This window comes from Sagittula marina (genome assembly GCF_014196795.1).
In the GTDB taxonomy this organism is placed as follows: Bacteria; Pseudomonadota; Alphaproteobacteria; order Rhodobacterales; family Rhodobacteraceae; genus Sagittula; species Sagittula marina.
In genome coordinates this window covers 33,550-49,379 of the sequence record NZ_JACIEJ010000004.1, presented here as the reverse complement: position 1 = coordinate 49,379, position 15,830 = coordinate 33,550, and the positions used below count along the sequence as shown (strand labels likewise).

Annotated in this window: 12 protein-coding genes; 6 read left to right on the top strand and 6 right to left on the bottom strand. The window is 62.7% G+C overall.

From position 1 onward, the window contains the following. Positions 1-2: 2 nt before the first annotated feature. From eno to GGQ68_RS08680, 5 genes are all read right to left on the bottom strand, one after another. Positions 3-1,277 carry a phosphopyruvate hydratase gene (gene eno, locus GGQ68_RS08700; protein ID WP_183965074.1) on the bottom strand — a complete coding sequence of 425 codons (1,275 nt, stop codon included), beginning with the start codon at positions 1,275-1,277 and terminating at the stop codon, positions 3-5. A 125-nt stretch (positions 1,278-1,402) separates the two neighbouring features. Then, complete coding sequence (locus GGQ68_RS08695) at positions 1,403-2,311, bottom strand: DMT family transporter (RefSeq protein ID WP_183965072.1); 909 nt, start codon at positions 2,309-2,311, stop codon at positions 1,403-1,405. A 100-nt stretch (positions 2,312-2,411) separates the two neighbouring features. Beyond that, positions 2,412-3,368 carry a glucokinase gene (locus GGQ68_RS08690; protein ID WP_183965070.1) on the bottom strand — a complete coding sequence of 319 codons (957 nt, stop codon included), beginning with the start codon at positions 3,366-3,368 and terminating at the stop codon, positions 2,412-2,414. A 17-nt stretch (positions 3,369-3,385) separates the two neighbouring features. Next, complete coding sequence (locus GGQ68_RS08685; RefSeq protein WP_183965069.1) at positions 3,386-4,708, bottom strand: GH1 family beta-glucosidase; 1,323 nt, start codon at positions 4,706-4,708, stop codon at positions 3,386-3,388. A 9-nt stretch (positions 4,709-4,717) separates the two neighbouring features. Next, positions 4,718-5,740: a LacI family DNA-binding transcriptional regulator gene (locus GGQ68_RS08680; protein ID WP_183965068.1), complete on the bottom strand. Its 1,023-nt coding sequence runs from the start codon at positions 5,738-5,740 to the stop codon at positions 4,718-4,720. Positions 5,741-5,986: 246 nt separating this feature from the next. Here GGQ68_RS08680 and GGQ68_RS08675 point away from each other — a divergent pair, with 246 nt between their 5' ends. From GGQ68_RS08675 to GGQ68_RS08655, 5 genes are all read left to right on the top strand, one after another. Continuing rightward, positions 5,987-7,252, top strand: a complete 1,266-nt coding sequence (locus GGQ68_RS08675; RefSeq protein ID WP_183965067.1) for an ABC transporter substrate-binding protein — start codon at positions 5,987-5,989, stop codon at positions 7,250-7,252. Between the two features lie 74 nt (positions 7,253-7,326). After that, positions 7,327-8,328, top strand: coding sequence for a carbohydrate ABC transporter permease (locus GGQ68_RS08670; RefSeq protein ID WP_183965066.1), 1,002 nt, complete (start codon positions 7,327-7,329; stop codon positions 8,326-8,328). Positions 8,329-8,346: 18 nt separating this feature from the next. Then, on the top strand, positions 8,347-9,501 hold the full coding sequence (locus GGQ68_RS08665; protein ID WP_183965065.1) for a carbohydrate ABC transporter permease: 1,155 nt from the start codon (positions 8,347-8,349) through the stop codon (positions 9,499-9,501). Between the two features lie 88 nt (positions 9,502-9,589). After that, complete coding sequence (locus tag GGQ68_RS08660; protein ID WP_183965064.1) at positions 9,590-11,236, top strand: alpha-glucosidase; 1,647 nt, start codon at positions 9,590-9,592, stop codon at positions 11,234-11,236. Positions 11,237-11,298: 62 nt separating this feature from the next. Next, positions 11,299-12,384 (top strand): ABC transporter ATP-binding protein, encoded by a 1,086-nt coding sequence (locus tag GGQ68_RS08655; protein WP_183965063.1) that lies wholly within the window; start codon positions 11,299-11,301, stop codon positions 12,382-12,384. A gap of 45 nt (positions 12,385-12,429) precedes the next feature. Here the strand turns inward: GGQ68_RS08655 and GGQ68_RS08650 are convergent, their stop codons facing one another. Beyond that, entirely contained in the window at positions 12,430-12,786 is a 357-nt protein-coding gene (locus GGQ68_RS08650) for a rhodanese-like domain-containing protein (RefSeq protein ID WP_183965061.1), read from the bottom strand. Between the two features lie 155 nt (positions 12,787-12,941). Here GGQ68_RS08650 and uvrA point away from each other — a divergent pair, with 155 nt between their 5' ends. Beyond that, entirely contained in the window at positions 12,942-15,830 is a 2,889-nt protein-coding gene (uvrA, locus tag GGQ68_RS08645) for an excinuclease ABC subunit UvrA (protein ID WP_183965059.1), read from the top strand.

The window sequence follows — 15,830 nt, the reverse complement described above, 5'->3', positions numbered from 1 at the left end:
GATTAACGCAGGATGGCGCGGCCTGCGTAGATCGCGGTATCTTCCAGCATTTCCTCGATGCGGATCAGCTGGTTGTACTTTGCCAACCGGTCCGACCGTGCAAGCGAGCCGGTCTTGATCTGACCGCAGTTGGTGGCCACGGCGAGGTCCGCGATGGTGGCATCCTCGGTTTCGCCGGAACGGTGCGACATCACGTTGGTCATGCGCGCGCGGTGCGCCATTTCCACCGCCTGAAGCGTCTCGGTCAGGGTGCCGATCTGGTTGACCTTCACCAGCATGGAGTTGGCGGAGCCGCGCTCGATCCCCATCGCCAGACGCGCCGGGTTGGTCACGAACAGATCGTCGCCCACCAACTGGCAACGGTCGCCGATGGCGTCGTTGAGCAGCTTCCAGCCGTCCCAGTCATCCTCGGAACAACCGTCTTCGATGGAGATGATCGGGTAGTCGTTGACCAGTGCTTCGAGGTACTTGACGTTTTCCTCGGCGGTCAGCGACAGGCCTTCGCCCTTCATCTCGTATTTGCCGTCCTTGTAGTACTCGGTCGCGGCGCAATCGAGCGCGAGGTAGATGTCCTCGCCGGGCGTGTAGCCCGCCTTTTCAATGGATTTCAGGATGAAATCCAGCGCGTCGCGCGTGCCTTTCAGCTCAGGGGCAAAGCCGCCTTCGTCGCCCAGACCCGTGGACATGCCCGCCGCCGAAAGCTCTTTCTTCAGCGTGTGGAACACTTCGGAGCCCATGCGGACCGCTTCGCGGATGCTGGTCGCGGAGACCGGCATGATCATGAATTCCTGAATGTCGATCGGGTTGTCCGCGTGCTCGCCGCCGTTGATGATGTTCATCATTGGCACGGGCAGGGTGCGCGCAGAGGTGCCGCCCACGTAGCGGAACAGCGGCTGGCCAGAGAAATCGGCAGCGGCCTTCGCACAGGCCAGCGACACGCCGAGGATGGCGTTGGCGCCCAGGCGGCTCTTGTTGTCGGTGCCGTCGAGTTCAATCATCATCATGTCGATGGCGACCTGCTCGGTGGCGTCGAACCCGATGAGGTTCTCGGCGATCTCGCCGTTCACGGCCGCGACGGCCTCCAGCACGCCTTTGCCCATGTAGCGGGATTTGTCGCCGTCACGTTTTTCCACGGCTTCGTGGACCCCGGTTGACGCCCCCGATGGCACGGCAGCGCGGCCCATGGTGCCGTCTTCGAGGGTGACGTCGACTTCGACGGTGGGGTTGCCCCGGCTGTCGAGGATCTCGCGGGCGTGGATATCGATAATGGTGCTCATGGTACTCTCCCAAAGCGGCGTTTGGCATGGGTTTAACAGGCACGTGAAGAAAGTAAACGCTTCTGTTATCGCTAACGCCGCTTTGCAACAGGGATTGCGCTAACGGTTGCGCCGGTCCTGACGGGTCAGGATACCTTGCGCGCCGGCGATGGCGCAGCGGTTCCGACCGGGGCGACGGACTGTGCCAGCGCGCGCTCCCTGAAGAACGTGTACAACCCCGCCACAAGGATGATGCCCGCGCCAACGTAGGTCAGCGCATCAGGCCGGTCGCCAAAGATCAGGATGCCAAGCGCCGGGGTGAACACCAGCCGCGTGTAGCGAAACGGTGCCACGATGGCGGCAGGGGCCAGCCGCATTGCCGTTGTGATCGCAAGGTAGCCCGAGGCGGTCACGATCACTGCGCCCAGCACGGACCACAAGGTCGGCGCAGACCAATCCGTCGGGGTGTCCGACAGGAACCACAGCACACATCCGGCCGGGATGGTAAAGGCAAACCCCCAGGTAGAGATCGCCAGCGCCGGGATATGCGAGGGCGACAGGCGCGTCACCAGATCGCGCCCGGACAGCCCGACGATGCCCAGAACGGCAAAAAGTTCATATCCGGTAAAGCTCGCGGACCATGGGCGGATCACGATCAACATGCCAAGGATGCCGACACCCACGGCCGCCCAACGGCGCGGGCCGACGTCTTCCTTGAGAAAGATCGCCGCGCCGATGGTCACGGTCAGCGGCCCGGTCTGCATGATCGCAGCAAACACAGGCAGCGACACATAGGCCAGCCCGGTGACCAAGCCGATTGCGCCGATGATCTCGAACCCGTTGCGCAGCAGGATCATCGGGTGCAGCGCGTCCCGCGTCAGGATACGCACCTTCATCACGACACTGAGCAGCACGAACAGCACCGTGCCGCCGAGGGCGACCAGTGTCATGGCTTGCCCGATAGAGCTGCCCTGCGTGGCGAGCTTGTAGAACACATCGGACCACGCCAGCAGGGACATGGACAGGATCATCAGGAGAATGGCGCGTAATGTCATGACTTCTTGTGACCGCTTTGACGCAGAGGGGCAAGACGCATGACGTCAGCACGCAGTTGCGGCTGACAACAAATTTACGATCTCTTCAGGATGTGGCGCCTCAGGTCGCTGCCTGAAGCTCTGCCAGATGGTGCGCACAGCCGCGCAGCGCGGCGTAGTCGTCGGTCACGAGGTGCAGAGGGAATTGCTCCATGAAAGCGGCAAAGCGTCCCTTGTCGAGAAAGGCCTCGCCAAAGCCGAGATCCATCAGGTGCGGACCCAGGTGTCCTGCCACACCGCCCACGAGGTAGATCCCGCCAAAGGGCAGGTTGGTCAGCGCCAGATCCCCGGCATAGCGTCCGAGGTAGCGGGCGAACAGCCTGGCGGCGCGCAGCGCCTGCGGCTCCCCGGCGAGAAAGGCATCCTTGATCGCCGCGGCACTCAGTGGGCTGCCCGTGCCCTCATCCGCGCAGACAAAGGCGTGCAGATGTTCCAAGCCCCGGCCAGAGAGCACTTCCTCCAGCCCGCAGGAGGGCAGGCGAGCGCTGATGAAGTCCACCAGCCTCAGTTCTTCGGCGGTGCGCGCTTGCAGGCTGATGTGTCCCGCTTCGGCCGCAGGGACCAAAGTCAACGCGCCGGAGGTGTGCACCGGCACCGCGTTCAGCCCGGTGCCCACGTTGACCACCAGTCGCACATCCGACGGCCCGGTCTGTCCCGGCAGCAACGTCAGCAGGCTATCGGAGGCGAGATACGGCACCGCATGACCCTGCGCCTGTAGATCGTTGAGCACGGCGACCCGCGCCCCGCCGGTGCGCTGCGACAGGCGGCTTGCGTGGATCGTCCAGTCCAGATTGGTCAGCGTACCAACCCCGTCTTTCACGGGGCCGGCCATGTCGATACAGATTGCGTTCACCATGGAATACGGGGCGAGGTAGGCGTCGAGGATCGGCTCCAGCGCGGGGAAGTCCGCGTTGCGGAAGCGCTGCACGGTCTCGTCCAGCAACTCCCCGCCAGAGCAAAGCGCCACGCGCGTGTTGGTGCCGCCGATGTCAACGGTTACGGATACGGGTTTCTGCATGAAAGTCTTTCGTGTCGTCAGGCGGTCAGGGCATGTTTCAGCGCATGGTAGGAGGTTTTCGGCGTACGTGCCAGCGTGTCGAAATCCACATGCACGAGGCCGAAACGTTTCTCATATCCCAGCGACCACTCATAGTTGTCGAGAAGGGACCAGACGAAGTAGCCCTTCACCGGCACGCCCGTCGCGTGCGCGCGCTGTACCGCGTCCAGATGGTCATTGATATAAGCGATGCGCGCCTCGTCCTGAACGGTGCCGTCGGTCAGCACATCCGGGGAGGCCATGCCATTTTCGGTTACATAGAGCGGCAGGTCGCCGGTGTACTTTCGGGCGGTGCGCTCAAGAAAGTCCTGAAGCCCCTGAGGATAAATCTCCCATCCCATCAATGTCTTGGGCAGGGGCCCGTCGACTTCCTTGAGGGCGGGCCAAGGCGTGTCGTCATGGGCGATCAACTTGCGCGTGTAATAGTTGAGGCCGCACCAATCGAGCTTGGCGCCGATGGTGGCGAAGTCGTCTTGCCAGCCTTTGGGCAAGTGTGGCTCAAGCCCTTCCAAAGCGGCTTCGGGATATGCGCCTTTGAACAGGCCGGACAGGAACCATCGGTTGTAATAGGCGTCGTAGCGTGTGGCGGCGGCGACGGATTCGGGAGAGCCATCGGCAGCCGTGGCCCATTCCATGTTCACCACCGCGCCAAGGTTGTTCAGCCCCATGTCGCGCATCGTCTCGATCGAGCGGCCATGCGCCAGCAGCACATGGTGCATGGCGCGGGCGGTGGCGCGGATGTCGCGCACGCCGGGCGCTTGCAGCCCCATGAAGTGCGACAGCCAGGCCACGCACCACGGCTCGTTGATCGGGGCCACAGACCACATGCGGTCGCCGATGCGGTCCATGATGACACGGGTGTAATCGGCGAACCATTCGGCAATGTCGCGGTTGCGCCAGCCACCCATGTCCTGCAAGGGCGACGGCAGTTCCCAATGATAGAGCGTGGCGGCGGGCTTCAACCCGCGTTCCAGCATGGCGTCGGTGAGGCGGTCGTAGAAGTCCAGACCTTCGGCGTTGGGCGTGCCGCGCCCCTCTGGCATGATCCGCGCCCATGACAGGGAGAAACGGTAGCAGTCAAAGCCCGCGTCGCGCACCAGATCGAGGTCCGCTTCGTAGCGGTTGTAGTGATCGCAGGCGCGTTGCCCGTTCTCTGCCCGAACGACATTGCCGGGTGTGTCGGCGTAATCGTCCCAGATGGTGCGGCCCGCGCCGCCCTGGCCGTGGCCTTCGATCTGGTAGGAGGACGTGGCGGTACCGAACAGGAAATCCTGTGGAAAATCAGAGCGTTTGTGTCGCATGGGAGGTCCTTATGGAGCGGGGCCGGTGGAGGCGCCGATAATCAGTTCGGCCTCCAGCACCTGCGTTTTCGGGGTGCGCGCGGGATCGCGGATGAGGTCGAGCAACATGGCTGCGGCCTGTTCCCCCGCGAGGCGCACGGAGGAGCGCGTGGCGGTGAAGATCGGCACGGAGTGGCCGTTCTTGAGGTAGCCCAGATTGTCGTCATGGGTGATGACCGAGACGTCGCGGCCCATCTCCAGCCCCGCCTCGTGGATGGCGCGGCGGATGCCGATGGCAGTGATCATGGAGGAGACGAGAAAGGCGGTGGGGGCATCGTCGCGCGCCAGCATCTCGCGGGCGGCGCGGTATCCTGACACCTCTGTCATTTCCTCGGAGCGCATGAGGGCGGGGTCGGGTTTGAGGTCGCGGGCGGCCAGGGCGGCCTCGAAACCGGCGCGGCGGCGGAAGGCGAAGTCCATGAATTCCAGGCCGTTGACCAGCGCAATGCGGCGATGGCCGAGATGCAGCAGAAATTCCGTGGCCCGTTCAAAGGCACGCTGGTTGTTGATGTCGAGCCAGGAATAGGGGCCTGTTTCTTGCGAGGCGCGGCCGTGTACCACGAAGGGCAACCCCAGCTCGCGCAGCAGCGGGATGCGGGGGTCTGACATATGCGGGCCGTGCACGAGGATGCCGTCGACGGAGCCCCGGGCGTGGAGGTTGCGGTAGGCTGCGGCCTCGTCCTGATCCTGCACCAGAGAGATGACGATCTCGTATCCCGCGGCAGAGTAGGTGCGGCCCGCGCCGGCGATGAAGTCACCGAACACCGGGTTGACCATCTCGTGACTGGCGGAGATCGGCAGCACATGTCCGATGGCCTGTGTGCGCCCGGTGGCCAGGCTTTTGGCGCGGGTGTTCGGGCTGTAGTTCAGCGAGCGCGCGGCGCTTTGAACCCTCTGGCGGGTTTGCTCGCTCACCTCGGGGTAGCCGTTCAGCGCGCGGCTGACGGTGGTCTGAGACAACTTGAGGTGTTTTGCGAGTTCTTTGAGGTTCATGGCGGCATGTCACCCAAAGCGCTTTGAATAGTCAAGCGATCTTGGGGTATTTTCGACGCGGCAGCGCGGCGCGACATGCTGCGGCGCAGCATTGAAAATGGAGGGAATCGTTGGACTCTGCGTTGACAGAGTCTAAGCTTTGTCTCAGGTTGAAAGTCTCCAAAGCGCTTTGGGGGAGGGGAATCACCTTTGCGCTGGGAGCACGAGAATTCATCCACAAAGCTGTGGTCGTCCGGGAGGTTGAGAATGAAGAAATCGCTTTATGCTGGTGTTGCGTTTGTTGCGCTGGGGGCAGGGGCCGCGCAGGCCGAAGATGTGACGGTGTTTGGGCCCTGGCTGGGGCCGGACCAGGAAATGGTCGAAACCGTGCTGGCGGATTTTGCCGAGAAATCGGGTCACAACGTGTCCTACGTGGGTTCTGACAGCTTTGAGCAGCAGATCATGGTGGATGCCGAAGCGGGCAGCGCGCCGAACGTGTCGGTGTTCCCGCAGCCGGGGCTGGCCTCGGACATGGCGTCGCGCGGGTTCCTGACACCGCTGAAGGACGGCACCGGCGACTGGATCAAGGAAAACTACGCGGCGGGGCAGTCCTGGGTCGATCTGGGCAGCTACACCGGACCGGATGGCGAAGACGATCTGTACGGCTTTTTCTACAAGGTCGATGTGAAATCGCTGGTCTGGTACGTGCCGGAAAACTTCGAGGACGCGGGCTACGAGGTTCCGGAGACGCTCGAAGATCTCAAGGCGCTGACCGAGCAGATGGTCGAGGACGGCGAGACGCCGTGGTGCATCGGTCTGGGATCGGGTGGCGCGACGGGCTGGCCTGCGACCGACTGGGTCGAGGATATGATGCTGCGCACGCAGTCGCCCGAGGATTACGATGCCTGGGTGTCCAACGAGCTGCCCTTCACCGACCCGAAAGTGACCGGCGCGATTGACGAATTCGGCTGGTTCATCGAAGACGCGCGCGTTGCGGGCGGCCGGGGCGCGGTGGCCTCCACCGACTTCCGTGACAGCCCGAAGGGGCTCTTTGCCTCGCCGCCGCAGTGCTACATGCACCATCAGGCCTCGTTTATCCCGGCGTTCTTCCCCGAAGGCACCGAAGTGGGTCTGGATGCGGATTTCTTCTACTTCCCGGCCTACGCCGAGAAGGATCTGGGCAAGCCGGTTTTGGGCGCGGGTACGCTTTGGGCCATCACCAACGAGAACCAGGCGGCGCATGACCTGATTGCTTATCTGCAAACGCCGGACGCGCATGAAATCTGGATGGGGCTGAAGGGTTTCCTGACGCCGCACACCGGGGTCGATCTGGACAAGTTCTCTGATCCGACGCTGCGGGCGATGAACGAAATCCTGCTGGATGCGACGACCTTCCGCTTTGACGGGTCGGACCTGATGCCCGGTGGCGTCGGCGCGGGCACCTTCTGGACCGGGATGGTCGACTACGCGGGCGGCGCATCGTCCGAAGAGGTCGGCAAGCAGATCCAGGACAGCTGGGACGCGCTGAAGTAACGCGCTGAACTTACGGGGCATCCCGCGCGGTCGCGGGGTGCCTTTGGCTGCCAATTGGGGGAGGAGAGCGGCTGATGCATCCGGCAATACAAGGTCTGATGACCATCGTGATCGGTGTGGGCGCCTGCGTCGCCTATTTCTATTTTTCCAACCAGTTGGTCGACCGTGTGCTGTTTCCCGCCAAGGGGCCGAACGCGGGGCGCAATATCAACCGCGCGAACATGGTCCGCCCCTGGCTGTTCCTGTTTCCGGCGCTGTTCGCGCTGACGCTCTACCTGGCCTATCCGGTGGTCGAGACGCTGCGCCTGTCGATGACCGACCGCGATCAGGGTGGGGCATTTGTCGGGCTGGCCAACTACAGCCAGATGTTCTCTGAGCCGAAGTTCTGGGAGGCCATGACCAACAACATGTTGTGGCTGTTCGTTGTTCCGGCGATGTCCACGGCGCTGGGTCTGATCGTGGCCCAGCTGACCGACCGGCTGAGATGGGGCAATATCGCGAAATCGCTGATTTTCATGCCGATGGCGATCTCCTTTGTAGGGGCGTCGGTGATCTGGAAGCTGGTCTATGACGCGCGCCCGCCGGACACCGAGCAGATCGGCGTGTTGAATGCCATGTACGTCTGGTTCAGCGGCAATGATCCGCAGCAATGGCTGACGACGCCGTTCTGGAACAACTTTTTCCTGATGGTGGTTCTGATCTGGATCCAGACGGGCTTTGCCATGGTGATCCTGTCGGCGGCGCTGCGCGGCATTCCCGAAGAAACCATCGAGGCGGCCATCGTGGACGGGGCCGGGCCGTTCCAGATCTTTTTCAAGATCAAGGTGCCGCAGATCTATCCGACCATCATGGTGGTCTGGACGACGATCACGCTGGTGGTGCTGAAGATCTTTGACATCGTATTCGCCATGACCAACGGCCAGTGGGGCACGCAGGTTCTGGCCAACTACATGTTCGACAAGCTGTTCCGTGCCAATGACTGGGGGGTGGGGTCGGCCTCTGCCATCGTCATCATGGTCTTGGTGACACCAATTCTGGTCTGGAACGTGGTGCAGGCGCGCCGCGAGATGCGCTGAGCCGCGAGAGGAAACCTGATGGACAATATCGCTGGATCGAAATCCTCGCTGAGCTGGGCGGTGAATATCTCTGTGGTGCTGATCGTGGCGCTCTGGCTGTTCCCGACCGTGGGGCTGTTCGTGTCGTCGTTTCGCACGGCGGACCAGATCGCCACGACCGGCTGGTGGAAGGCGCCCTTTGCCGCCGAGCAGAACCTGACGCTGCGCACGGGGTCGCCGGAGACGCAGGTGCAGGACGGCGATGTCTGGGTGATCGAGGGCAACCTGTTTGACGAGGAAGGCGTGGAGCCGGCGCCGATCTCGGTCTGGGGCACGTCCTCGCGCGATGTGGGGGCTTACGCGGCGGGCGAGACCGCCGAGACCCGCGCCGGTGAGCGCGTCACCGTGCAGGAGAACGGCGACTACCGGATGGAAGCGCCCGAGCAGATCGAGGGGCGGCGCGGGCAGCGGGTGTTCGTCACCGCGCTGGTGCCGCCGGAGTTCACGCTGGCCAACTACCAACAGGTGCTGTTCAGCGACAATGCGACGGACAGCATGGCCAAGGCGTTTTTCAACACGCTGACCGTGACGATCCCGGCGACGATCATCCCCATCGTGGTGGCGGCGTTCGCGGCTTATGCCCTCGCGTGGATGGACTTTCCGGGGCGCGCGCTGCTGATCGCCTTTGTGGTGGGGCTGTTGGTGGTGCCGTTGCAACTGGCGCTGATCCCGCTCCTGAAGCTGCATTTGCAGATCGGCATCGGCAAAGGCTACCTGGGGGTGTGGCTGGCGCATACGGCCTTTGGCCTGCCCTTGGCGATCTATCTGCTGCGCAACTACATGGCCGGTCTGCCGCGGGATATCATCGAGAACGCCCGGGTGGACGGGGCCACCGAGTTTCAGATTTTTACCAAGATCATCCTGCCGCTGAGCTATCCGGCGTTGGCGTCCTTCGCGATCTTTCAGTTCCTGTGGACGTGGAACGATCTGCTTGTGGCCAAGGTTTTCCTGATTGATGCAACAGGGCAAACCACCGTGATGACCAACCAGATCGTTGAATTGTTGGGCACGCGCGGGGGCAATTGGGAAATCCTTGCCACGGCGGCCTTTGTCAGCATTGCAGTCCCGCTGTTCGTGTTCTTTGCAATGCAGAGGTATCTCGTGCGCGGCTTGCTGGCGGGATCGGTGAAATAGAGGTTAACCATGCCTTGGGCGTCGGTCCGAGGCGAAAGATGGGCCCGTGCGAGCCAGACCTCCCGGCCCGGAACAGGAAAGACATTTTATGACAGAGCAGACAATCGACCCGAAATCCGTGGACAAGGATTGGTGGCGCGGTGCGGTGATCTATCAGATCTATCCGCGCTCCTATCAGGACAGCAACGGCGACGGCATCGGGGATCTGAACGGGATCACCGGACGCCTGCCGCATATCGCCTCTCTCGGCGTGGACGCGATCTGGATTTCGCCGTTTTTCACCTCGCCGATGAAGGATTTCGGCTACGACGTCAGCGATTACTGCGACGTGGACCCGATGTTCGGCACGCTGTCGGATTTCGACGTGCTGGTGGAGACGGCGCATTTCTACGGCATCAAGGTGATGATCGACCTCGTTCTGTCGCACACCTCGAACGAGCATCCGTGGTTCCTTGAAAGCAAGTCGTCGCGCGACAATCCGAAGGCGGATTGGTACGTCTGGGCCGATCCCAAGCCCGATGGCACGCCGCCGACGAACTGGCTGTCGATCTTTGGCGGGCCGGGCTGGCAGTGGCATCCGGGGCGGGAACAGTATTTCCAGCACAACTTCCTTGTCGAGCAGCCCGACCTGAACCTGCACAACCCGGAGGTGCAGGATGCCTTGCTGGCCTCGGTGCGGTTCTGGCTGGATCGTGGGGTTGATGGCTTCCGCCTGGACACCATCAACTTTTACTTCCACGACCTTGAACTGCGCGACAATCCCGGCCTGCCGCCGGAGGAGCGCGACGATTCCATCGCGCCGAAGGTCAATCCATACAACCACCAGCTGCACCTGTACGACAAGAACCGGCCGGAGAACCTTGCGTTCCTGGAGCGGTTCCGCGCCTTGCTGGATGAATATCCGGCGGCAACGGCCGTGGGCGAGGTTGGCGATGCCCAGAAGGGGCTGGAGATCATGGGCGAATACACTGCCGGTGATAACCGCGTGCACATGTGCTATTCGTTTGAATTCCTCTCCAATCACCGCCCCTCGGCGGAGCGCGTCGTGAACGTCATGGAGATGGTCGACGAGAAGGTGCCGGACGGCTGGGCCTGCTGGGCCTATTCCAACCACGATGTGGTGCGGCACCCGACGCGCTGGGATCTGCCACCTGCGGCCAGCCGGGCGATGAACACGCTGATGATGTGCCTGCGCGGGTCGGTCTGCATCTATCAGGGCGAAGAGCTGGGTCTGGGCGAGGCAGATGTGCCGTTCGAGGATCTGCAAGACCCCTATGGCATCGAGTTCTGGCCGGAGTTCAAGGGCCGCGACGGCTGTCGTACGCCGATGGTCTGGGACAACAGCAGCCAGAATGGCGGCTTCTCGGCAGAAAGACCGTGGCTGCCGGTGTCGCATCAACACCTGCCGTTGGCGGTGTCCGAGCAGGAGAATGATCCGGGCGCGCTGTTGCACCACTATCGCCGGACGATCGGATTCCGCCATGCGCACAAGGCCCTGAAGAAGGGCGCGCATTCCAAGGTCGCGGCAACGGGCAGCGTGGTGCATTTCACCCGGACGCACGAAGACGAGACGATCTTTGTCGCGGTGAACCTGTCCGGAGAACCCGCAACGCTCGACGCACCGGCGGGGGAATGGCACCAGATTGGCCAGGAGCTTGGCAGCGCTGCACCGGGGTGGGACGGCAAGCTGCATCTTGGACCGTGGCAGCCGGCGTTGGCGTTGAAGGCGCAGTAGACTTCAGTCGCGTTCGCCGCAGCATAGCGCCTGTGGCGGACGCGCATCAAAGGGGGAGAGAGATGGCGGGACTGAAACTTACAGATGTCGAGAAGACATACGGCGGCGCGGTCAACGTGTTGCGCAACATCAATCTGGACATCGAACCGGGGGAGCTGATCGTGTTTGTCGGCCCCTCGGGCTGTGGCAAGTCGACGCTGCTGCGCATGATTGCCGGGTTGGAAAAGATCACCGGTGGCACGCTGGAGATCGACGGTCAGGTGGTGAACGATGTGCCGCCGGCGCAGCGCGGCATCGCCATGGTGTTTCAGTCCTACGCGCTTTATCCGCATATGACGGTGCGCGAGAACATGGCCTTTGCGTTGAAACTGGCCAAGCAATCGCCGGAGCAGATCGACGCGGCGGTGACACGCGCGGCGAAGATGTTGCAGCTTGATCCCTACCTTGATCGCCTGCCCAAGGCGCTGTCCGGTGGGCAGCGTCAGCGGGTCGCCATCGGGCGGTCCATCGTGCGCGACCCGAAGGTGTTTTTGTTCGACGAACCGCTGTCGAACCTTGATGCGGCGTTGCGGGTGGCGACGCGGATCGAGATTGCGCAGCTCAAGGAATCCATGCCCGACCGGACGATGGTCTATGTGACTCACGATCAGGTGGAGGCGATGACGCTGGCCACGCGCATCGTGGTTCTGGCAAACAAGGGGATCGCGCAGGTTGGCCCGCCGCTGGAGCTGTATGAGCAGCCGCGCAATGAGTTCGTGGCGCAGTTCATCGGCTCTCCGGCGATGAACCTGCTGCCCGGCGAGGTGACCGCCACCGGGGCGCAGACCCGTGTGACACTGGCCGGTGGCGGCGAGGTGCTGTCCGATGTGCCCACCGAGGCATCCGACATGGGGCGCACGGTGAATGTCGGCATACGGCCAGAAGATTTCACCCTGACCGACGCGCCGCCGGTGTTCACCGGAGAGGTGGAGATCACGGAGGCGCTTGGCGAGGTCACGTTGTTGTATTTCAAACCGCAAGGCGGCGCGGCGGTCATCGCCAAGCTGCCGGGCATCCACACGGGGATGCGGGGGCGGGGCGTGACGCTGACCGCCGAGCCGTCCAAGGTGCATCTCTTCGCTGATGGAGAGTCGTTGTTGTATCGGTGAGCGATATTTCGGCGAGGGGCAGGGCGCTGCGAGGTGCCCTGTGCTTTAGTCGACGGCGCCCCCGGCGCGGCGCCAATGCACCAGCCCGCCGATGTTGTGAACCTGTTCGTGACCGAGCCGCTGGAGCATCTGTTTGGCTTCGGCCGAGCGGGCCCCGGAGGCGCAGTAGACCGCGATGGGCTTGCCCTGTTTCAGCTCCGGCTGGCATGTCGTGGACCGCGGGTCGGCGTATTTCCACAGGTTGGCGGTGGGAATGTTCAGCGCGCCGCGGGCCTTTCCGTGACGCAATTCGGATGGATCACGAATGTCGATCAATACGATGTCACCGGCGGCGTGGCGGGTCACAGCCTCCGCAGCGGTCATGGCGGTGACCTCTCGGCTGCGTTGCATGAATGCGAACATTTTCAGCCCCTCCTGTCGGGAACCATGAAATTGATCCATTCTGCAATATGAATGTAAACAGGAATCCTTGATGTTCGGTAAATGTTCCGCGACCCCCATTGGCGCGGTGCAGCATTTGCCCTATGTTTGGTCGGTCATGACTGCCGAGGACGCCAATGCCTGATCTCAAGCAAATCGAAGTGCGCGGCGCGCGCGAGCACAATTTGAAGAACATCGACGTGGATATTCCGCGCGATCAGCTGGTTGTCATCACCGGCCTGTCGGGGTCGGGCAAATCCTCGCTGGCCTTCGACACGATCTACGCCGAGGGGCAGCGCCGCTACGTGGAATCGCTGTCCGCCTACGCGCGGCAGTTCCTCGACATGATGCAAAAGCCCGATGTGGATCATATTTCCGGCCTCAGCCCGGCGATTTCCATCGAGCAGAAGACCACGTCCAAGAACCCGCGCTCGACCGTCGGCACCGTGACCGAGATCTACGATTACATGCGTCTTCTGTACGCGCGGGTCGGCACGCCCTACAGCCCCGCAACCGGCCTGCCCATCGAGGCGCAGCAGGTGCAGGACATGGTCGACCGCGTCATGGGGCTGGAGGAGGGCACACGCGCCTACCTGCTGGCCCCCATCGTGCGCGACCGCAAGGGCGAATACCGCAAGGAATTCCTTGAGCTGCGCAAGCAGGGTTTTCAGCGGGTGAAGGTCAACGGCGACTTCTACGAACTGGACGAGCCGCCGACACTGGACAAGAAATTCCGCCACGACATCGACGTCGTGGTGGACCGGGTCGTGGTGCGGGACGGGATGCAGACGCGGTTGGCGGACAGCTTTCGCACGGCGCTGGATCTGGCGGATGGGATCGCCATTCTGGAAACCGCGCCCAAGGCGGAGGACGGCGAGGACTCGGCCACCCCGGAACGCATGACGTTTTCGGAGAATTTCGCCTGTCCGGTGTCGGGGTTTACCATCCCCGAGATCGAACCGCGGCTGTTTTCGTTCAACGCGCCCTTTGGGGCCTGCCCGGAGTGCGACGGTCTTGGCGTCGAGCTGTTCTTTGACGAACGGCTGGTGGTGCCGGATCAGACACTGAAGATCAAAGACGGTGCCTTGGCTCCGTGGCGCAAGGGCAAGTCGCCCTATTTCATCCAGACCATCGACAGCCTGGCCAAGCACTACGAGTTCGACAAGAACGCCCGGTGGAAAGATCTGCCCGCCCATGTGCAGCAGGTGTTCCTGCATGGCTCCGGCGATGAGGAGATCATGTTCCGCTACGATGAGGGCGGGCGCATCTACAACGTGGAGCGCGTGTTCGAAGGGGTGATCCCCAACATGGAACGCCGCTACCGCGAGACGGATTCGAACTGGATCCGCGAAGAGTTCGAACGCTACCAGAACAACCGCCCATGCGGCACCTGTGACGGCTACCGTCTGCGCGAGGAGGCCTTGGCGGTCAAGATCGGTCCCCAAGACGATCTGCGCCACGTGGGGCAGGTGGTCGAGATGTCGATCAAGCAGGCCTTTGACTGGTGCGAAACCGTTCCCGCAGCGCTGACCAAGCAGAAGAACGAGATCGCCCGCGCCATCCTGAAGGAAATCCGCGAGCGGCTAGGGTTCCTCAACAACGTGGGCCTGGAATATCTGACGCTGTCACGCAATGCGGGCACGTTGTCGGGCGGTGAAAGCCAGCGTATCCGGTTGGCGAGCCAGATCGGGTCGGGGCTGACCGGGGTGCTGTATGTGCTGGACGAGCCGTCCATCGGCCTGCACCAGCGCGACAACTCGCGGCTGTTGGAAACGCTGAAAAGCCTGCGCGATCAGGGCAATACCGTGATCGTGGTGGAGCACGACGAGGAGGCGATCCGCGAGGCGGATTACCTGTTCGACATTGGACCGGGCGCCGGGGTGCACGGTGGCCAGGTGGTGTCGCATGGCCTGCCGATGGATGTGCAGAACGACCCGAACAGCATTACGGGCCAGTATCTTGCCGGAACGCGCGAAATCGCGGTGCCATTGAAGCGGCGCAAGGGCAACAAGAAGAAGATCAAGGTCGTCAACGCGACGGGCAACAACCTGCAAAACGTGACGGCAGAATTCCCACTGGGCAAGTTCGTCTGCGTGACGGGCGTGTCGGGCGGCGGCAAGTCGACGCTGACCATCGAGACACTGTTCAAATCGGCCTCGATGGCGCTGAACGGCGCGCGTCAGACACCGGCCCCTTGCGAGACGATCAAGGGGCTGGAGCATCTCGACAAGGTCATCGACATCGACCAGCGGCCCATCGGGCGCACGCCGCGTTCGAACCCTGCGACCTACACCGGGGCGTTCACGCCGATCCGCGACTGGTTCGCCGGTCTGCCGGAGGCAAAGGCGCGCGGGTACAAGCCGGGACGCTTCTCCTTCAACGTCAAGGGCGGGCGGTGCGAGGCGTGTCAAGGCGACGGTGTCATCAAGATCGAGATGCACTTTTTGCCCGACGTCTACGTGACCTGCGAGACCTGCAAAGGGGCGCGCTACAACCGCGAGACTTTGGAGATTCAGTTTAAAGGCAAGAGCATAGCCGACGTTCTTGATATGACGGTTGAAGATGCACAGGAGTTCTTCAAGGCGGTGCCGAGCATCCGCGACAAGATGGACGCGCTGATGCGGGTGGGCCTTGGCTACATCAAGGTCGGCCAGCAGGCGACGACCTTGTCGGGCGGCGAGGCACAGCGGGTGAAGCTGTCCAAGGAGCTGGCAAAACGGTCCACGGGGCGGACGCTGTATATCCTCGACGAGCCGACCACGGGCCTGCACTTCGAGGACGTGCGCAAGCTGTTGGAGGTGCTGCATGAGCTGGTGGATCAGGGCAATTCGGTGATCGTGATCGAACATAACCTGGATGTCATCAAGACGGCGGACTGGCTGATCGACATCGGCCCGGAAGGCGGTGATGGCGGTGGTGAAATCGTCGCCGTCGGCACGCCGGAACAGGTGGCCGAGGAGGAACGCTCGCACACCGGTCATTATCTGAAGCCGATGTTGCAGCCCAAGAAAGTCGCGGCGGAGTAG